This is a genomic window from Streptomyces pyxinicus, assembly GCF_024753135.1.
In the GTDB taxonomy this organism is placed as follows: domain Bacteria; phylum Actinomycetota; class Actinomycetes; order Streptomycetales; family Streptomycetaceae; genus Streptomyces; species Streptomyces pyxinicus.
The window spans coordinates 116,616-134,655 of record NZ_JANUGP010000009.1 but is presented as its reverse complement, the minus strand read 5'-3'; the positions used below and the strand labels follow the sequence as shown (position 1 = coordinate 134,655).

At 69.7% G+C, this 18,040-nt stretch carries 17 protein-coding genes; 11 read left to right on the top strand and 6 right to left on the bottom strand.

Annotation, left to right across the window (positions count from 1 at the left end; translation table 11 throughout):
- Position 1: 1 nt before the first annotated feature.
- Positions 2–1,366, bottom strand: a complete 1,365-nt coding sequence (locus NX794_RS14750; protein ID WP_258778974.1) for an SGNH/GDSL hydrolase family protein — start codon at positions 1,364–1,366, stop codon at positions 2–4.
- Positions 1,367–1,646: 280 nt separating this feature from the next.
- Here NX794_RS14750 and NX794_RS14745 point away from each other — a divergent pair, with 280 nt between their 5' ends.
- On the top strand, positions 1,647–2,909 hold the full coding sequence (locus tag NX794_RS14745; protein ID WP_428985910.1) for a DUF445 domain-containing protein: 1,263 nt from the start codon (positions 1,647–1,649) through the stop codon (positions 2,907–2,909).
- Positions 2,910–3,042: 133 nt separating this feature from the next.
- Positions 3,043–4,581, top strand: coding sequence for an MFS transporter (locus NX794_RS14740; RefSeq protein WP_258778972.1), 1,539 nt, complete (start codon positions 3,043–3,045; stop codon positions 4,579–4,581).
- 23 nt (positions 4,582–4,604) lie between these two features.
- On the opposite strand, the gene NX794_RS14735 is transcribed toward NX794_RS14740, so the two are convergent.
- Positions 4,605–5,078 carry a hypothetical protein gene (locus tag NX794_RS14735; RefSeq protein ID WP_258778971.1) on the bottom strand — a complete coding sequence of 158 codons (474 nt, stop codon included), beginning with the start codon at positions 5,076–5,078 and terminating at the stop codon, positions 4,605–4,607.
- 163 nt (positions 5,079–5,241) lie between these two features.
- On the opposite strand from NX794_RS14735, the gene NX794_RS14730 reads away from it, so the two are divergent.
- A complete protein-coding gene (locus NX794_RS14730; protein WP_258778970.1) occupies positions 5,242–6,192 on the top strand; it encodes a GlxA family transcriptional regulator in 951 nt (316 codons plus the stop codon).
- 79 nt (positions 6,193–6,271) lie between these two features.
- Here NX794_RS14730 and NX794_RS14725 read toward each other — a convergent pair whose 3' ends face one another.
- Positions 6,272–6,577 (bottom strand): hypothetical protein, encoded by a 306-nt coding sequence (locus NX794_RS14725; RefSeq protein ID WP_258778969.1) that lies wholly within the window; start codon positions 6,575–6,577, stop codon positions 6,272–6,274.
- 168 nt (positions 6,578–6,745) lie between these two features.
- On the opposite strand from NX794_RS14725, the gene NX794_RS14720 reads away from it, so the two are divergent.
- Together NX794_RS14720 and NX794_RS14715 are read left to right on the top strand one after the other, a co-directional pair.
- Positions 6,746–7,168 carry an Hsp20/alpha crystallin family protein gene (locus NX794_RS14720; protein ID WP_258778968.1) on the top strand — a complete coding sequence of 141 codons (423 nt, stop codon included), beginning with the start codon at positions 6,746–6,748 and terminating at the stop codon, positions 7,166–7,168.
- Between the two features lie 174 nt (positions 7,169–7,342).
- Positions 7,343–7,810: a DUF2267 domain-containing protein gene (locus NX794_RS14715; protein ID WP_258778967.1), complete on the top strand. Its 468-nt coding sequence runs from the start codon at positions 7,343–7,345 to the stop codon at positions 7,808–7,810.
- Positions 7,811–7,923: 113 nt separating this feature from the next.
- Here NX794_RS14715 and NX794_RS14710 read toward each other — a convergent pair whose 3' ends face one another.
- Positions 7,924–8,826, bottom strand: a complete 903-nt coding sequence (locus NX794_RS14710) for a hypothetical protein (RefSeq protein ID WP_258778966.1) — start codon at positions 8,824–8,826, stop codon at positions 7,924–7,926.
- Positions 8,827–9,074: 248 nt separating this feature from the next.
- Between NX794_RS14710 and NX794_RS14705 the strand changes: the two genes are divergently transcribed.
- The 4 genes from NX794_RS14705 to NX794_RS14690 all read left to right on the top strand — a co-directional run bounded on the left by NX794_RS14705 (position 9,075) and on the right by NX794_RS14690 (position 14,525).
- Positions 9,075–9,764, top strand: coding sequence for a hypothetical protein (locus tag NX794_RS14705; RefSeq protein WP_258778965.1), 690 nt, complete (start codon positions 9,075–9,077; stop codon positions 9,762–9,764).
- Between the two features lie 26 nt (positions 9,765–9,790).
- Positions 9,791–11,227 carry a ParB N-terminal domain-containing protein gene (locus tag NX794_RS14700; RefSeq protein ID WP_258778964.1) on the top strand — a complete coding sequence of 479 codons (1,437 nt, stop codon included), beginning with the start codon at positions 9,791–9,793 and terminating at the stop codon, positions 11,225–11,227.
- Entirely contained in the window at positions 11,224–13,041 is a 1,818-nt protein-coding gene (locus NX794_RS14695; RefSeq protein ID WP_258778963.1) for a DEAD/DEAH box helicase, read from the top strand. Before NX794_RS14700 ends, NX794_RS14695 begins: the two co-directional genes overlap by 4 nt.
- Before the next feature lie 131 nt (positions 13,042–13,172).
- Positions 13,173–14,525, top strand: a complete 1,353-nt coding sequence (locus NX794_RS14690; RefSeq protein WP_428985909.1) for a DNA cytosine methyltransferase — start codon at positions 13,173–13,175, stop codon at positions 14,523–14,525.
- Here the strand turns inward: NX794_RS14690 and NX794_RS14685 are convergent.
- On the bottom strand, positions 14,457–14,924 hold the full coding sequence (locus NX794_RS14685; RefSeq protein ID WP_258778961.1) for a very short patch repair endonuclease: 468 nt from the start codon (positions 14,922–14,924) through the stop codon (positions 14,457–14,459). The two genes, NX794_RS14690 and NX794_RS14685, sit on opposite strands and share 69 nt — an antisense overlap.
- Positions 14,925–15,017: 93 nt before the next feature.
- Positions 15,018–16,043, bottom strand: coding sequence for a hypothetical protein (locus NX794_RS14680; RefSeq protein WP_258778960.1), 1,026 nt, complete (start codon positions 16,041–16,043; stop codon positions 15,018–15,020).
- A 134-nt stretch (positions 16,044–16,177) separates the two neighbouring features.
- Here NX794_RS14680 and NX794_RS14675 point away from each other — a divergent pair, with 134 nt between their 5' ends.
- Together NX794_RS14675 and NX794_RS14670 are read left to right on the top strand one after the other, a co-directional pair.
- Positions 16,178–17,200, top strand: a complete 1,023-nt coding sequence (locus NX794_RS14675; protein ID WP_258778959.1) for a permease — start codon at positions 16,178–16,180, stop codon at positions 17,198–17,200.
- Entirely contained in the window at positions 17,197–18,000 is an 804-nt protein-coding gene (locus NX794_RS14670; RefSeq protein WP_258778958.1) for a TIGR03943 family putative permease subunit, read from the top strand. The genes NX794_RS14675 and NX794_RS14670 overlap by 4 nt, the downstream gene beginning before the upstream one ends.
- Positions 18,001–18,040 lie beyond the last annotated feature (40 nt).

Sequence of the window (18,040 nt, the reverse complement as noted above, 5' to 3'; positions counted from 1 at the left end):
GCTACAGCTCGGCCTGGCCCGCGCCCTTGAGGGTGTTCAGGTCGAACGTCTCGGCCATCTTGGCGAAGCCGAGGTCGCTGGGGTGCAGATGGTCGCCGGAGTCGTACATGGCGCGCAGCCGGCGCGGGTCGTACGGGTCGCGCAGCGCGCGGTCGAAGTCGACCACCGCGTCGTACACCCCGCCCGCCCGGATCTCCGCGTTGACCTGCTGCCGTACCGCCTCCCGGGCCGGGGTGTAGCCGCGGTGCCCCTCGAAGGGCATCAGGGTGGCGCCGATGACCTTCAGACCGCGGGCGTGCGCCTGGCGGACCAGGGTGCGCAGGCCGTCCGTGACGCGCTTCGGGTCGGCGAGCCTCGGGTTGCGCAGGATGTCGTTGACGCCGAGGTCGATGACGACGACCTTGACGTTGGTGCGGGACAGCGCGTCCCGCTCGAACCGGCCGATCCCGCTCTGGTTCTCCGCGGGCCGGCCGAGCCCGTCGGCCAGTACCTGGTTGCCGCTGATGCCCTCGTTGACCACGCTGTAGCGCGGCAGCCGGTCGCCCTGCCGGAGCGCCCCGCGCAGCCGCCCGGACAGCACGTCGGGCCAGCGCCGGTTGGCGCCCACGGTCGCGGTGATGCCGTCGGTGATGGAGTCGCCGAAGACGACGACAGTGCCGTCGGCCTCGTTGCTCAGCACGTCCAGGCCCGTCAGATACCGCCAGTACGGGGTCTGTTGGGTGTACGGCGTCCCGGTCGCGTCCTCGGTGCGGTCACCGGCGGCGACGTAGGAGACCTGCCGGGCGTGCGGGTGGTAGGTGACCGGCCCGGACGCGGTGGGGGAGTAGGTGGTGACCAGCACGTCGGCGCCGCGCGGCACGACCACGCGCACCGCGTCGCTGACGACCTGTCGGCCGGTGGGTATGACCACGCCGGTGGCGCCGTCGAAGGTGAGCCGCCGCATCGTCGTCGCGTCGGCCGCCGCGCCGCCGTCGCCCGCCGCGAGGGCGAGGGAGGCGTGCGTGACGGTCAGCGGGGACTGGCCGTAGAGGTTGGACAGCGTGATGCGGGCACCCGTGCCACCGATGGCCGCGTGGACCACGTTGCGCACCGAACGGCCCGCGAGGCCGGTCGTCTCCGTGCCCGGTTCGCCGGCCACGGGCGCGGTGGCCCAGGAGCCCACCCAGCTGCCCGTGGAGGCGGGCGCGGCGGCGGGGTCCCGGTGGGGACGGCTGTCGGAGAGGGTGCCGCGGGAGGTGTCGTCGCCGGCCGTCGTGGTGACGTAGAGGCCGGCGGACACCGTGACGACGAGGGCGACGAGGGCGGCGATCATCGCACCGTAGCGGGCACGGGAAGGTCCCGCGCCACCGTCATGACGCTTGGTCACGCTTGTGTTGTTCTCCTCGGTAGATGGGAGCCTCGGGCTCCGATCCGATGAACCCATGATGCGGCATGGGCGGGGGAGGTGTGACAGGGGGCGGTCCGACAGGGCCCTGCCCGGCAGCCCCCGTACAGACAGACGCCGGGAACTCTCGTTCTGTTCCGGGAGTCGGTCAGGAAGGGACAATTGTGTGCGGGATCACCGACGGGTGGAGCTGATGGAACCTACCGAGACGCGAACAGCGCGGACGGACGCGGCGCCGGCGCGCGCGGCGTCGTACCGCACCATGACCGCCTTCACCCCGGCCGACGAGGAACGCCGGGCCGGGGTACGGCGCATGAAGCTCACCGCGACCGGGCTGCTGCTGTTCGTCGCGGTGGTCTACGCCCTCGCCGAGGTGGCCGCCCACCACGGCGCCGGCGCCTGGGCGGAGTACGTCTCGGCGGCGGCCGAGGCCGGCATGGTCGGCGCGCTCGCGGACTGGTTCGCGGTCACCGCGCTGTTCCGGCACCCGCTCGGGCTGCCCATCCCGCACACCGCGATCATCCCCACCAAGAAGGACCAGCTCGGCGTCTCGCTGGGCGAGTTCGTCGGCGAGAACTTCCTCTCCCGGGACGTCGTACGGCAGCGGCTGCGCGCCGTCGGCATCGGCAGCCGGCTCGGCGCCTGGCTGGCCGAGCCCGAGCACGCCGACCGGGTGACGGCCGAACTGGGGAACGCGCTGCGCGGCGCCCTGACCGTGCTGCGCGACGCCGACGTGCAGGCCGTCGTCGGCGAGGCCATCACCCGGCGGGCGAGCGCCCGGGAGATCGCGCCGGGCATCGGCAAGCTGCTGGAAAGGATCGTCGCCGACGGCGGGCACCGGCGCGCGGTCGACCTGGTGGTGGCCCGCGCCCACGACTGGCTGGAACTGCACCGGGCCGACGTGATGGTCGCCGTCGAGGGCGGCGCGCCCGGCTGGACCCCGCGGTTCGTGGACCGCAGGGTCGGCGAGCGGGTCTACAAGGAGCTGCTGCGGTTCGTCACCGAGATGCGGGACATGCCCTCCCACCCGGCGCGCGGGGCGCTCGACCGGTTCCTCACCGACTTCGCCTCCGACCTCCAGTCCGACACCGAGACCCGGGCGCGGGTGGAGCGCCTGAAGAGCGAGGTGCTGGGCCGCGGCGAGGTGCAGGACCTCATCGCGTCCACCTGGACGGCCGTACGGTCCATGATCGTCGCGGCGGCCGAGGACGAGCGCAGCGAGCTGCGGCAGCGGGTGCGGGCCGCGCTGCTCTCCCTGGGCACCCGGATGGCGACCGAGCCGAAGATGCAGAACAAGGTCGACAGCTGGGTGGAGGGCGCGGCGGTGCACGTCGTGACCACCTACCGCGCGGAGATCACCTCCCTGATCACCGACACCGTGGCCGGCTGGGACGCCGAGCACACCACCCGCAAGATCGAGGCGCACATCGGCCGCGATCTGCAGTTCATCCGGATCAATGGCACGGTGGTGGGATCACTGGCGGGACTGCTGATCCACGTGGTGTCACGGGCGGTGGGCGCCTGACGGCACCTCGCGCCACGGCTTCCCGGCGCTCAGGGCCGGTACGTCCGCCCGCCCGGCCTGAAACCGCAGGACAGGGGCACCCGTTCAGCCGTCCCCGCGCCTGGGGGGACGTCCTTCGACGAGGAGGGAGCCCATGACCACTGCCGAGGCACCGTCGCCGGGAACCGGCCGGACCATCACCACGAACATCCCCGCCCGGCTCGACCGACTGCCCTGGTCCCGCTGGCACTGGACGATCGTGATCGGCCTGGGCACCGTGTGGATCCTCGACGGCCTGGAGGTCACGGTCGTCGGCAACATCGCGGGCCGGCTGTCCGAGTCCGGCAGCGGCCTGTCGATCAGCTCCGGGCAGGTCACCGGCACCGCCGCCGCCCTGTACGTGGCCGGCGCGTGCAGCGGCGCCCTGTTCTGGGGCCGCCTGACGGACCGCTTCGGCCGCAAGAAGCTGTTCATGATCACCCTGATGGTCTATCTCGCGGCCACGGCGCTGACGGCGGTCTCCTGGGAGGCCTGGTGGTTCTTCCTGTTCCGCTTCCTCACCGGCTTCGGCATCGGCGGTGAGTACGCGGCGATCAACTCCGCGATCGACGAGCTGATCCCGGCGAACTACCGGGGCCGGGTCGACCTGCTCATCAACGGCAGCTTCTGGCTCGGCGCGGTCGGCGGCTCCCTGCTCTCCATCGTCGCGCTCGACACCTCCCTGCTGGCCGCCGACGTCGGCTGGCGGCTGACCTTCGCCCTGGGCGCCGTACTCGCCCTGGTCATCCTGCTGGTCCGACGGCACGTCCCGGAGAGCCCGCGCTGGCTGCTGATCCACGGGCGGGACGAGGAGGCCGAGGAGATCGTCACCGGCATCGAGCGCGAGGTGGAGCGGGAGACCGGTGCCGCGCTGGCGGAGCCGCAGGGCGAGCTGGAGATCCACCAGCGCAAGAGCGTGAGCTTCCTGGAGATCGCCCGGACCGTCTTCGGCACGTACACCCGGCGCGCGGTGCTCGGCTTCTCCCTCTTCATCGGCCAGGCGTTCCTCTACAACGCGATCACCTTCGGCTTCGGCGCCATCCTCACCAAGTTCTACGACGTGCCCGCCAACCACACCGGGTACTACTTCGCGGTGATCGCGGTCGGCAACTTCTGCGGCCCGCTGCTGCTGGGCAAGCTGTTCGACACGGTCGGCCGCCGGGTGATGATCTCCTCGACCTACCTGCTCTCGGGCCTGCTGCTGTTCGGCACGGCCTGGCTGTTCGACCGGGGCACACTGAGCGCGGCCACCCTGACGGCCTGCTGGTGCGCGGTGCTGTTCTTCGCCTCGGCGGGCGCCTCCAGCGCCTACCTCACGGTCTCCGAGATCTTCCCGATGGAGACACGGGCGATGTCGATCGCCTTCTTCTACGCCCTCGGCACCGCCGCCGGCGGCATCAGCGGCCCGGTGCTCTTCGCCGACCTCACCGGCACCGGCAAGGTCGGCGACACGGTCCTGGCCTTCTCCATCGGCGCGGCGCTGATGTGCGCGGCGGGCCTGGTCGCGGCCTTCCTCGCGGTGAACGCCGAACGCCGCTCCCTGGAGGACATCGCCCGCCCGCTGACGGCGGCGGCGAGCCGGGCGAAGGCGGCGACGAAGAACATGGGCCCGTCCCAGAACCCGCCGGCACCGCCGGCGGCGAGCAGGCCCTGACGCGGTGGTCCGGCCGGTTCGGTTCACGCCCCGGTGGTGGACCCCGGCCGGACGATCATCAGCACCGTCACGGCGGCCCACAGCAGGTTGAACACCCCCGTCACCATGGCGAGCCGCGCCGCCCGCCGGACCGTGCCGCCACCCTCCAGGAACACGGCCTGCCCGGGCAGCACCAGCGCACCGAGAACGACCGCGGCGAGCACCGTCAGCCCGATCGACACGATCAGCCAGGCACTGCCGAGCACGCCCATTTCCTTCGCCACGGCGAACCCGAAAACGGGGACGACGACGCCGACGACGGCGTAGACGCGGCAGATGCGGTGGAGCAGGTGGAGGGTGCCGGTCGCAGGGGCGATGGCCGCGGGAGTGTCGGCCGCCGGGTTGCCGTCTTCTCGGACGCGGCGGCCGGCGGCCGGGAACATGCTCGCGGCGACGGTGACGGGCCCGACGGCGACGATCGCGGCGAGGACGTGGACGGCGAGGAGGAACTTGGTCACGGCGGAGACGGTAGGGGCGGGGAAGACGGGGGAGAAGTGGCGGGTTTGCCAGTCCCCAACGGATTCCCGCCAGACGGCCGTAGCCACCACAGCCACCATGAGCCCTGACGGACCTGCGTATGACACGGTTGGCGAGAACTCGTCGGGAGCGTAGGTTCTGGCCATGCACATGGTGGCCGTACTGGCGCTGGACGGCGTCATCCCCCTCGACCTCTCCGCCCCCGTCGACACGTTCGGCTGGGCGCGGCTGCCGGACGGCCGGGCGCCGTACCGGGTACGGGTCTGCTCGGTCCGGGACGAGGTGAGCGCGGGCGCCTTCACGGTCCGGGCGCCGTACGGCCTGGAGGCGCTCGCGGAGGCGGACACGATCATCCTGCCGGGGGTTGTCGAGCCGCCGAGGACGCTGCCGCCGGAGGTCACGCGGGCGCTGCGCGCGGCGGCGGCGAACGGGACGCGCATCGCCTCGGTCTGTGTCGGCGCGTTCCTCCTCGCGGCTACCGGCCTGCTGGACGGCCTGCGCGCGACGACCCACTGGGCCGCCGCCCCGGACCTGGCCGAGCGCCACCCGGAGGTGACCGTCGACCCGAACGTGCTCTACGTCGACAACGGCCAGTTCCTCACCTCGGCCGGCGCGGCGGCGGCGCTGGACATGTGCCTGCACATGATCCGCGGGGACTTCGGCTCCGCGGTCGCCGCGCACGCGGCCCGGATGGCGGTGATGCCGCTGGAACGGGAGGGCGGACAGGCCCAGTTCATCGTCCACGACCTGCCGCCGGCCCCGGCGGGCGCGGCCCTGGAGCCGCTGTTGCGCTGGCTGGAGGACCACTGCGACCGCGACCTCGCCCTGGACGAGATCGCGGCGCGGGCGGGCATGAGCGCGCGCACCCTCAACCGCCGCTTCCGGGAACAGACCGGTACGACGCCCCTGCAATGGCTGCACCGGGCTCGGGTACGGCGGGCCCAGCACCTCCTGGAGACCACGGCGCACCCGGTCGAACGCATCGCCGCCCAGGCCGGCTTCGGCTCCCCGACGGCGTTCCGGGAACGCTTCCGGAGGGTGGTGGGGACGAGCCCACAGGCGTATCGACGGTCGTTCCGGGCGGGGGTGTCGTAAGGGAGGTTGGTGGACGGAAGTAATGCGGACGGCGCTTTCCGCGTCTGCCGCCCCGTCTTCCCGTCTTTCCGCAGCCCCGTCAGGCCTCGCGGCGGTCGGCGACGACCCAGGAGGCGAGGGCGACGGCGCCGGCGACGCCGAGGACGGACGGCCAGGCGCCGACCTTCTTGGCGAGCGGGTGGGAGCCGGCGAACCCGGCGACGTAGGCGGCGGCCAGCGCGCCCGCGGCCTTCCCGCCGGCCCGGGCCCGCCACTGCCGCGCCGCGGCGGCCCCGGCGACGGCCAGGACGGCCCCGCCCAGCTGCCGCTTCTTCGTCCAGCGGGCGACGCCGTAACCGCCGACGAGCCCGGTCGCGGCGACGACCGCGCTGGGAACCCTGGCCATGACTGCCTCCTGTGTCCCGTGTGCCAACCCCGAGGTCGAGTCGAAGGCTAACGACAGCCAGGACCGGTGGGGCGAACCTGAGTCGAGGCTTGTCAATTTTCCGGCAGCGAGCTATATAAGAAGTCGTAGGGCATCGCACCCAGTTCCAGAAGTGAGGAGATGACAGTGATGCTCATGCGTACCGACCCGTTCCGCGAATTCGACCGTCTCGCGCAGCAGGTCTTCGGAGGTACCGCCCGGACGTCGGCGATGCCGATGGACGCGTACCGGTCGGGTGACGACTTCCTCGTCCACTTCGACCTGCCGGGCGTCGACCCCGAGACGATCGAGCTGGACGTCGAGCGCAACGTCCTCAACGTCCGCGCCGAGCGCCGCACCCCCGCACCGGAGGGCGCCGAGGTCCTCGTCGCCGAACGCCCCGCGGGCACCTTCACCCGCCAGCTCTTCCTCGGCGACTCCCTCGACACGGAGCGCATCGACGCGTCGTACGAGGTCGGCGTCCTGACCCTGCGCATCCCGGTGGCCGAACAGGCCAAGCCCCGCCGCATCCGGATCGCGGGCGGCAGCGACCGCAGGCAGATCAGCGGCTGACACCGCCTGACACCGGCTGGCACTACCGAGACGTCCCGCGTCCGCGCACGAAGACGCACGAAGACGGACGCGGGACGCCTCGGCCAAGTGCCCCCAACTCCCGCCCATGCTCACCCGGTTACGGGGCACCGGGCATCGGGTGCCCCGAAGAGCCCCGCAGGAGGAGCCAGCACGATGACGGTGACGACCCCGCAGCCGAGAACGACCATCCCCACGGTGCCCCTGTCACCGCGCGCCGAGGACACCGGCTGGCTGCGACTGACCGAGGCGGTCCGCGAGGCGGGCCAGTACCCGACGAGGGCAGAGGCGGAACGCGTCACCCGGGCCGTCCTGTCGGCCCTGGGCACCCACGTCACCGGCGACGAACGCGTGGCCCTGGCCCAGGCCCTCCCCCAGGAGGCCGGCCACCTGATCGCCTCCCAGATCCCGGCCACCCACCCACTGACGGCCCGCGAGTTCGTCAACTCGACCGCCACCTCCCTCGGCAGCCCCACCCCACCCACGGCCCGCTGGCACGTCAGCTCGGTCCTCAGCACCTTGGCAGCCCACATCGGCGAACCGCTGACGACACGTGTACTGGCTGGGCTTCCGCGGGGGTATGCGTTGCTGTTCGGGCGGGGGGAGTTGATGGCTGCGGGCTGAACCCTTCCCAGCGCAGTTTCCAGCGGGCGCCCCCCGGTTCCACGGCGGGCGCCCGTCGCCATGACTGCTCGCCCGTGACGCGCATCCGTGCTGCCGCTGTGCGGACGCCGGCGTCATCGCAGCGCTGCCCTGAGCATGGCGCCGGCGTCATCGGTCGCCCCACGCTCATGGAGTGCCAGGGTCGCGTGCAGGATGTCCTCGTTCTTCTGATCGCGGCCGTAGATGTGGATGACGTCGTCGGCGAGCTGATCGTCGCGCTGCCGCCGGAGCAGGAGCAGCAGTGCCGCCATCTCCTGCGGACTGAGACCACCGGTGTTCTGGCGCAGGAGCGTCAGCGCCACATTGGGGCCTTCGGTTCGGCTGAGGTCTCCGGCCTGCTTCGCCAGCTGGCGTGCCGCCGACACATCGTTCTGCGTCCGCTGCCGGTCCCCCCGTCGGCGGGGGACCGGCAGCGGAGCTGAAGGTGCGTGGAGGGCGAGAGGCGCTTCCAAGCCGGCTTTGGCCGCCTTCAACTTCGCGACGATGGCTCGCTGACTGGCCAGATCCCGCCTCAACGGCTCCACCTGGGCGACCTCCTCGCGGAGAGCACTGCACTCGGCCTCCGCCACCTGCAGCTGCTGCTTGAGCAGGGCGACTTCTGTGGTCAGTCCGACACAGGCATAGCACTTCTCGGCCTCCGCCTCGCTGTGAAGTTCTCGCAGCTCAGCAAGGGTCACCCCAATAAGTTCTGTGCCGCCAGCGTCCGCGCAAGCGCGCTTGTAGAAGTTCTCCACCAGCGGCAGAGCCGGGAGTGACTGCCCGCTGAGGAAGCGGGACAGGGAACTCTCACTACAGCCCAGGTGCGCAGCCGCCGTCGCCTGAGTGATCCGGTTTCTTGATGATTTATCCGGAGTGATGTGGCGACATACCTCCTGCAGGGCGACGGCCAGGGCTCGCTTGGCAGGAGGAACGTCACTGCGGAATTGCTTGTTTATCCAGCTCCGGTTGGCTGGTGCCGCCTCAATTGTCGTGCTCATGTCCATAACCCCCGCTAGCTTTGAAGTACCTGCTGGTCAGCCAATTGTGCATGACGGGATGAGAGTTGGAGTTCTTGCTAATTCTGGAGCAAGTGTTCCAGTGGTGGACTTTCATTCGGTGCTGGTGTCGACTAGGGGAAGTTGGACCGCCCGACAAACGGGGGGCGGTGTATGTCGTTTATGGGGGTTTCCCCCTCATGGCGACGGTATGCGGCATGCCCGCCGCATGAGTTGACCGGAGGCGCTACATGACGCTGCCGTCGTGGCAGGACAAGAAGCTGGGGAGCAAGGCGCGGGCCGCGCTCTGGCTGGTGGCCAAGGTGGGCGAGGACGGCATCTTCACCAAGGCCGAGCTGCGTGAAGCCTTCCCAGACGTGTCGCAGATCGACCGGCGGATCCGCGAACTCCGGACGCACGGCTGGGGCATTCTCACGAGCCGCGAGGACGCTTCGCTGAAGCAGGAAGAGCAGCGGTTCGTGACCAGGGGAGCCGAGGTCTGGATTCCGGGACAGGCGAAGGCTCCCAAGCACAAGAACAGCCTGACGGCCGCCCAGCGCACGAAAATTTTCCAGGCGGACAACTTCCTGTGCCGTACGTGCGGGATCGGGTCGGGCGAGGAGTACGGGGATGGCGTCGAGCAGGCACAGCTGAACGTGGCCCGCCGCAAGGTGATCCTTCCCAGCGGAGACACCGAGTACCAGTTCATCACCGAGTGCACGCGGTGCATCGCGGGAAGCTCCGAGCGCGAGGTCGACCAGGAAGTGGTGCTGGAGATGGTGGAGAACCTGTCGGTCATCGAACGTAAGACGCTGGCCGGCTGGCTGGCTGCCGACCAGCGCACGCTCAGCCCGCTGGACAAGCTGTGGGGAATGATCCGCACCCTCCCGGAAGACTCCCGGAAGGCTGTCGCTCAGGCCCTCGACGAGATTGACGACTAGGCGAAGTACGGGAACGGAGACACATCATGCTGCGGGAGTTCCCGCCGCCGCCGCGGGCGGCCGAGTTCAGCGAACAGATCAAGAAGAAGGTTGAGGAGGTAAGGGCCGGCGGAGGCACGAGGGAGACGGTCAAGGTCGACTGGAACGACCAGCAGACCAACGTAGAAGTCATCGACCTGCCGATCAGCGGGCTGTACTTCAATCCCGGCACTCACCGCATCCGTGCCCAGCGTACCCACAACGCCACCCGCGATGAGGCGCTTGAGAAGGACCCGTGGAGCGGGGAGAGCCAGGACTACCTGAAATTCCTGCTCCAGGCATCCCCGACCGATCCGAACGTGCGCGACCCAGAGTTCGACAAGCTGAAGGAGAGCCTGGATCAGTTCGGCCAGAATGATCCCGGTCTCGTGACGCACCACGGTGTGCTGGTGAACGGGAACACGCGCGCTGCCGCCCTGCGGGAACTGGGGGCGCAGTCGATGCGCGTCGGTGTTCTGCCCGAGTCGTTCACCTGGGCGGACGTCAACGCCGTGGAGCTGACCCTGCAGCTCCGCAAGGACCATCGCCGGGACTACTCGTACATCAACCGGCTCCTGGCGATGGAGGAGCAGGCATCGCTCGGACGCACGCCTGAGCAGATCGCCAAGGAGTTCCGTATCCAGGTGAAGACCTACCACCAGGAGCGGTGGATCCTCAGTACCATCCGTGAACTGATCGACCGCAGCAAGAGCGGTGGAGGCGTTGCACTCAGGCTCGTCGACTGGGAGGGCGCGCAGGAGCGTCTGAAGGAACTCCACCGGCTCTACACCAAGCTGGAGACCGTCGACCGTGACCAGGCCGAGGTACTGAAGGAGTGGCGTCTTGCCGCGATCCTTCTGGACTTCTCCAAGACGGACGTGCGGCACATTGACGAGGAGTTCCTGAAGGACGGCCAGCTCAGCCAGGCCCTTCCCCCCGCTCTGGCCGGCAGTGGTCCGGGACCGCAGCAGCCGGACGAGGTGCTTATCCCGGGCCTCGATCTCTCGGTTCCGGCAGCGCCCTCGGCTGTCTCGGAGGCGCGGGCACTGAACGACCAGATCCTGCGCGCGAGTGCTGCCGTGCGCAGCAAGAAGCCGGAACTGGCCGATAGCGACATGGCACAGGAACAGGCCGTGCTTGACGGTGCCAAGAAGGCTTTTGATGCGGCTATTGAAGCCGCCGGCCGCAGTGCCCGCCTGCGCAAGCGCAAGCAGTTGGCGCCGGCGCGGCTGGCCGAGGCCTGCGCCAGCATTGACCAGTGCGTCATGGATGTGGTCCAGGCACGCACCTCGCACAGCCTCGACGAAGAGGCCTTCGACGAAGCCGTCATGAAGTTGCGCAGCAGCCTCCGGAAGCTTGCGCAGCAAGCCGGCCGGGGCCTCCCGAACCCGGGCGATGGTGTGTCCTGGCTGCTGGAAGCCGCTGCCACGGAGGGTTCTCGGTGACTGACGCCGCGACCGGGGCCTCCCTGCATCTGGGGTTCGATGAGACGCGCACGCGCGTTGTGCTGCGGACCACCAGCGCCTACCAGCAGGATCTTGTCCAGTTGGCCGCCCGTTTCCGTACGGGCGGCCAACTCGGCCCGCTGACCGCGTCCATCGCCTTGGATGAACTGCTCGCCGGTCTCACCGTCCTCAGCAGCTGGCCCCACCGCGAGGGCGTGGAATGGGCCCCGGAACTGCGCAATCTTGTTGCGGGGGTGGTCAAAGACGCCAATACGGTCAAGGAGCGGCTCAGCGGTGGGCAGCCGCAGGGCGAGGTCTCGGCCAGTGACGTGCCTGGCATGCTGGGCGATTCCTGGACCGGAGAGCTCAGCACGTTCCAGCTCCGTGACATCGCCAAGCTGCTGTCGCTTCAGCATGGCGCGAACTTCAGTGTTCCCGGCGCCGGCAAAACCCGAGTGGCTCTGGCGGTCTATGCCGCCCAAAGGAGCCAGGGGCGAGTGAGCCGGGTCCTGGTGGTGTGTCCCAAGTCGGCATACGAGTCCTGGCGTCACGAGACAGCGGTGTGCTTCAGCTATCCACTTCGCACCCACGTCCTCGACGGGTCAATGGACCAGTGGGCTGAGGTGCTCATCGTCAACTATGAGCGGCTGGACCGCTCTCTGGCCACGCTGGCCAGCTGGCTGAAAGCCGGGCCGTCGATGATCATCCTGGATGAGGCCCACCGGATGAAGCTCGGTGCACGCGGTACATACGGTGCTGCCTGCATGGCGCTTGGCCCGCTAGCCGAGCGGCGCATGATTCTCACGGGTACACCTGCACCTAACGGTTCAAAGGACTTGGAGAACCTTCTGGGTTTCGTGTGGCCTGGGCACGGTCAGCGCACTGTCGTCCAGGCAGTGGCCGGTGGCGATCTCAGCTACGCCAGTTCCGTGCTGCGTCCCCTGTTCAGCCGTACGACCAAGCAGGAACTGGGTCTGCCGCCCGTGCAGCTCAAGATGCGCTACGTGGACATGCCGCCGCTGCACAATGAGATCTACAGCTCGCTGGTGGGCGGCATGAGCAGGGGAGCTGGGCGGGAAGATCTCAGCTCGCTCGGCAAAACAGCCCTTCGGCTGCTCATGGCGGCTACGAGCCCTGCTCTGCTCCTGGAGGGCGGAAGCCGCTACGAGCCGCTCGCCTACCAGTTGCCACCGCTGGACATCCCGCAGGGCAGTTCCCTGTACTCGCTGATGCAGAACCTGCCGGACTACGAGCTGTCACCGAAGTTCAAGGAAGCGGTGGCGATCATCGCCGAGAACGCGGCGCGAGGCCGTAAGACGCTCGTATGGACGACCTTCGTCCGTAGCCTCACGACTCTGGAGCAGATGCTCGGGAAGTACAGCCCGGCCGTTGTCTACGGGGGGACGCCCGATCGCGAGGAGCAGCTCCGCCGCTTCCGCGAGGATCCGGGCTGCATGGTGCTGATCTCCAATCCGGCGACACTGGGTGAGGGAATCAGCCTTCATCACGTATGCCACGACGCCGTATACGTGGACCGGGACTTCATGGCAGGCCGGTTCCTGCAGAGCCTCGACAGGATCCACCGCCTTGGCCTCGCGCCCGGGACCGACACGCGAGTCACGGTTCTGGGGGTCCGGAACACCATTGACGAAGTCGTGGCAGCGCGGCTGGACCAGAAGCTGGAGTTCATGGGAAAGATCCTTGACGACCCCACGGTTCAGCAGCTTGCCGACCTGCAGGAGGAGCCGTCAGTGGCTGCTGGTCTGGCGCCCGCGGACATTGAGGCGCTGCTGCGTCACATGGGGAGCCGCTAGTTTCGCTGCTCGGCGAGAGCCCTCGGGCACGCAAGGCTGTGGTAGTGGGAGACTGATGTGACTAAGGGGCGGTGGCCGACCATCGCCTCTGTAACATGACACAGCTTTTCAGTCATCCCGGAAGGAGCGCCATGCGCCCCAGCGGCCGAGCACGTCCGCAGTTCACCCCGCCGCTGACCTCGGTAGAGATCTGTGCGGGCGCGGGCGGCCAAGCCGTCGGTCTGCACTATGCCGGGTTCGATCACCTGGCCCTTGTTGAGTGGGACGCGCACGCCGTGCGGACTCTCAGCAAGAACGTCGGGGGGTGGCCTGAGTGGAACAAGGCGCGTGCAGAAGCGCTTCGGCCGATGGACGTGAAGGACTTCCTCGCCTCACAGACCCTTGCTGGCCTTGACCTGGGAGAAGGGGATCTCGACCTGCTCGCAGGCGGGGTCCCCTGCCCGCCGTTCTCCCTGGCCGGAAAGCGGCTGGGGAAGGACGACGAACGTGACCTGTTTCCTGCCGCACTCGATATCGTGAAGGTGCTCAGGCCTAAAGCCGTCATGATCGAGAATGTCCGGGGCATTCTTGAGCCGCCCGAGGTTTTCATTGACTACCGCCGGGACATCCTGAACAATCTGCACGACCTCGGTTACGAGGTGCCGGCCGTCGAGGACCACTGGCTGCCGGAAAAGCAGGACCTGGCAATGAGGGCCGTTTGGCGAAGGCTTGACGCGAGTGATTACGGTGTGCCTCAGCTGCGACCGCGCGCGATCCTTGTGGCTATTCGCAAAGATATTCTTGAGGAGAGCGGTGCCGAGTTCGTCTGGCCTAGCCGGCTCAAGGGTACCCAGGAAGTGACGGTCGTAGACCAGCTCAACCCCACCATGCTAAGGCGTTGCAAGCAGTTCTGGAACAAGAACTACAAGGGGGAGCCAGCGGCTCCTGGTGAACGGACTGGCAAGGACATCTACCACGACTGGCACCACAAGGCCTCGCAAGCCGCAGCTGCCGGGAAGCGCATCGCGCCGACCCTGGTGGGCGGTTCGAGGAAGCATGGTGGAGCCGATCTGGGGCCGACCAGAGCCAAGCGTGCCTGGGCCGATCTGGGCGTTGACGCTATGGGGGTCGCCAATGACCCAGCTGACTGTGATCCAGAGCGGGACCTCTTCCGTAAAACCGGCCCCATGCTGACAGTTGAACAAGCGGCAATCATTCAGGGTTTCCCGGAAAAGTGGAGGTTCCAGGGAGGCAAAACAGCTCAATATCGGCAGGTGGGGAATGCCTTTCCGCCTCCGGTTGCTGAGGCAGTTGGCAGGGCGATTGCTGCGGTGCTGCGACCGGAAATGCGCGAGGACCTCCTTTCGGACTACGAAATGGACTGCGAGGGCAATGGGTCTGTTCAGGGTGGACCTGAGCAGATGATTTTGCCCGTCTCAAGTCCTCCCCAAGCCCGTGCGGCGCGCAAGGACCGTCGCGGCAATTACGTCGGCACACGCGGATGACAGCTCGTGCTCCCAGAAGCGGAGCACGAGCCACCCGGCTTCCGTGAGTCTTCTGTCGGTATCCCGGTCGCGCTTGACGTTGCGAACGACTTTCTCTGACCAGTATCCCGAGTTGGTTTTCGGTGGGACGTAGTGTTCAGGGCAGCCATGCCAGTAGCAGCCGTCGACGAACACCGCGACCTTCGCCGTACGGAACACCATGTCCGCCGTACGGCGCAGGTCGGGCAGTGGCCGCGCCGCGACGCGGTAGCGCAGACCCTGAGCGTGTACCAGACGGCGGATTAGCCACTCGGGCTTTGTATCGCGGCTACGAATCGCCTGCATGTTCCGGCGGCGGGCAGCGGAGGAGGCCCATGATCCCTCTGGTGCTGTCCACTCGGGAGCTTCGTCTTCAGGCACGTTCCCGAGCCTAGCGTTGCGGCTGGACGCCCAGACACCGACGGTCTGCCGCAAAGCCCGGGGACGCATTAACCACCGCTGACACCGGGAATTTCAGCTGTACGGCGAGACAGCGCCGTGACACTCCGCGTACGCCTCCCCCATCCCACACCAACACCCCGCCCCCCGCTCCGGAGGCCAAGCCACCGCGCGTCCCCGGGCCGCCAGGGTCGTCGCGTACTGGGGGAGGAGGGTCGGGTCGGTGGGGGGTGTGGATTCCGAGGCGGCGAAGGCCTCGTAGGACGGGACCGTGCCGGTGACGATGCCGAGGTTGGGGGTGCCGGAGGTGGCGAGTTCGCGGAGGGAGGACTCTATGGTCGACAGGTGCTCCTCGTGGGAGGGGTACTCCGCGGACAGGGCCGGATACGCCGTGAGGAGTTCGGTCAGTTCCGGGGCCGGCCAGTGCAGGACCGCCACCGGGAAGGGGCGGGAGAGGGCCTCTCGGTAGGCGCCCAGTTCCGCGTGCAGGCGGGCGATCTCGGCCTGGAGTTCCGCCGGGTTCTCCGAGCCCAGTGACCACACCCGCTTCGGGTCGTGGAGTTCGTCCAGGGAGACCGGGGAGGCGTGGAGGGTGTCGGCGAGGGTGTCCCAGTCGTCGTGCGGCAGGCCCTGCAGGCGGCGGACGCGGTGACGGCCGTAGAGGAGGGGGTGGGTGGCGGCCGGGGGCTCGGTGCCGTCGGCCAGCAGCAGGCGAGCGGCCTCCGTGAAGGTCTCCGCCGCCGCCTCCAGCTCGTCGTGCGACTCCAGGGCCTCCGCCACGATCACCCAGGGCGCCGGGTCGCGGGGCGCGGTCGCGCGGACGCCGTCGATGATCGCCCGCGCTTCCGCCTCGTGGCCGTACTCCCACAGGTTCGACGCCTTCAGGGCGCGGATCAGGGGCGGGTTGTCCAGGCCCTCGGCGGACGAGAGCAGCCGGTCGTAGAGCGCGGTGGCCGCGGGGCGGTCGCCGGCGAGTTCCCGGTGGGCCGCCGCGCGCAGCAGCAGGGCCTCGGCGTCCTCGGGGTACAGTCCGGCGGTCCGCTCCAGGCGTGCCGCCTCGTTGGCGTGGTCGACGTTCTCGGCAGGCGTGTCGGGGCGCATGGGGGACACCGTACTGCCGGGCGCTGACAAAAGTGAGAGAGCCCCCGGGGGCCCGCACGGGCTCACAGCGGCGGCCGATATCTTCGGGGCCATCGCTTCGGTCCGGGCTGCCGGACCTCGACAGGGGAGTCGGCATGCTGGAGACGCGCGAGACGCGTGAGCTGGTCGGCGCCCGACCGGAAGCGGACGCCCCGCGCGCGGAACCGCCCCGGCACTGGCCGCTGCTGCTCATCGGTGCCGCCGTCGTGCCCGGCACGGCCGTCGTGCTGCTCGGGCGGTGGGGGGACGCCCCGGCCGTGCAGGCGTGGCGGACCGTGTGCCTCGCGGTGACCGTGCAGGCGCTGCCGTTCCTGCTGCTCGGCACGGCCCTGTCCGGCGCGATCAACGCCTTCGTGCCGGAACGGGTGTTCACGCGCGTGCTGCCGCGCCGGCCCGCGCTCGCCGTGCCCGTGGCCGGGGTCGCCGGGGTCGTCCTGCCCGGCTGCGAGTGCGCCTCCGTGCCGGTCGCGAGCAGTCTCATCGGGCGCGGGGTCGCCCCGGCCGCCGCCTTCGCCTTCCTGCTGTCCGCCCCGGCGATCAACCCGGTCGTGCTCACCGCGACCGCCATCGCCTTCCCCGGCGACCCCGCGATGGTGCTGGCCCGGCTGCTCGCCTCCCTCGCCACCGCCGTCGTCATGGGCTGGCTGTGGCTGCGGTTCGGCCGGGCCGAGTGGCTGCGGCCCGCCGTACGGCACACCGGGCACCGGCACGGCGGGAGCCGCCTGGACGAGTTCCGGCTCGCCTTCCAGCACGACTTCCTGCACGCCGGCGGATACCTCGTCCTCGGCGCGATGGCCGCGGCCACCTTCAACGTCGTCGTCCCCCGCTCCGTGCTCGACACCTTCGCCGGCGCGCCCTGGCTGGCCGTGCTCTTCCTGGCCGCGCTCGCCGTCCTGCTCGCCGTGTGCTCCGAGGCCGACGCCTTCCTCGCCGCCTCGCTGACCGGGTTCCCGCCCGTCGCCCGGCTGGCGTTCATGGTGGTCGGGCCCATGGTGGACCTGAAGCTGATCGCCCTCCAGGCGGGTACGTTCGGACGGGCCTTCGCCGTACGGTTCTCCGCCGCCACCGTCGTCGTCGCCATCGCGTCCGCCTCGCTGATCGGTGGTGTGCTGCTGTGAAGCGGATCCTTCAGGCGGGGCTGCTCGTGCTGTGCGGTCTGGGGCTGCTGCACGTCTCCCTCTTCACGGACCTGTGCCTGCGCTACGTCAAGGAGGGCATGCGGCCGCTGCTGATCGCCTCCGGTGCCGTCCTGCTCCTGCTGGGGCTGGCCGGCGCCGTCATCGACCGGGGACGACGGGACCACGGCCACGGGGAGCACGGGAGCGAGGGGCACGGCCACGGCGAGGAGGGGAGCGGAGACGACGGTCACGGCACGGAGGGGACCGGAGGCCACGGGCACGACCACTCCGCCGTGCCCCGCGTCGCCTGGCTGCTCCTGCTGCCCGCGCTCAGCCTGCTCTGCTACGCCCCGCCCGCCCTCGGCGCCTACACCGCCGCCCGGCAGCCGCCCAAGCCCGTCGCCGCGCGCAGCGACTTCGATCCGCTGCCGCGCACCTCGCCGCTGCCGATGACCCTCTCCGACTTCACCAGCCGGGTCCAGCAGGACCGCGCGCAGTCCCTCAAGGGCCGCGTCATCCGCATGACCGGCATCGTCACGCCCCGCGGCAAGGGCGCCGGCGGCGGCTGGGACCTGACCCGCATCATCATCAACTGCTGCGCGGCCGACGCCCAGTCGGTGAAGGTACGGGTCTACGGCGGCCCGGCCCTGCCCGCCGACACCTGGGTGGCGGTGACGGGAGCCTGGCACCCGGGCGGCAAGCTCGGCACCAGGACCGCGCCGGTCGCGCTCGATGCCCGCACCGTCACCAAGGTCCACCGGCCGACCAACGGCTACCAGGACGCCCTGCCGTTGGGCTAGCGCCGCCCGCCGCCCTCCACTGTCGTACCGGCGCCGGTCG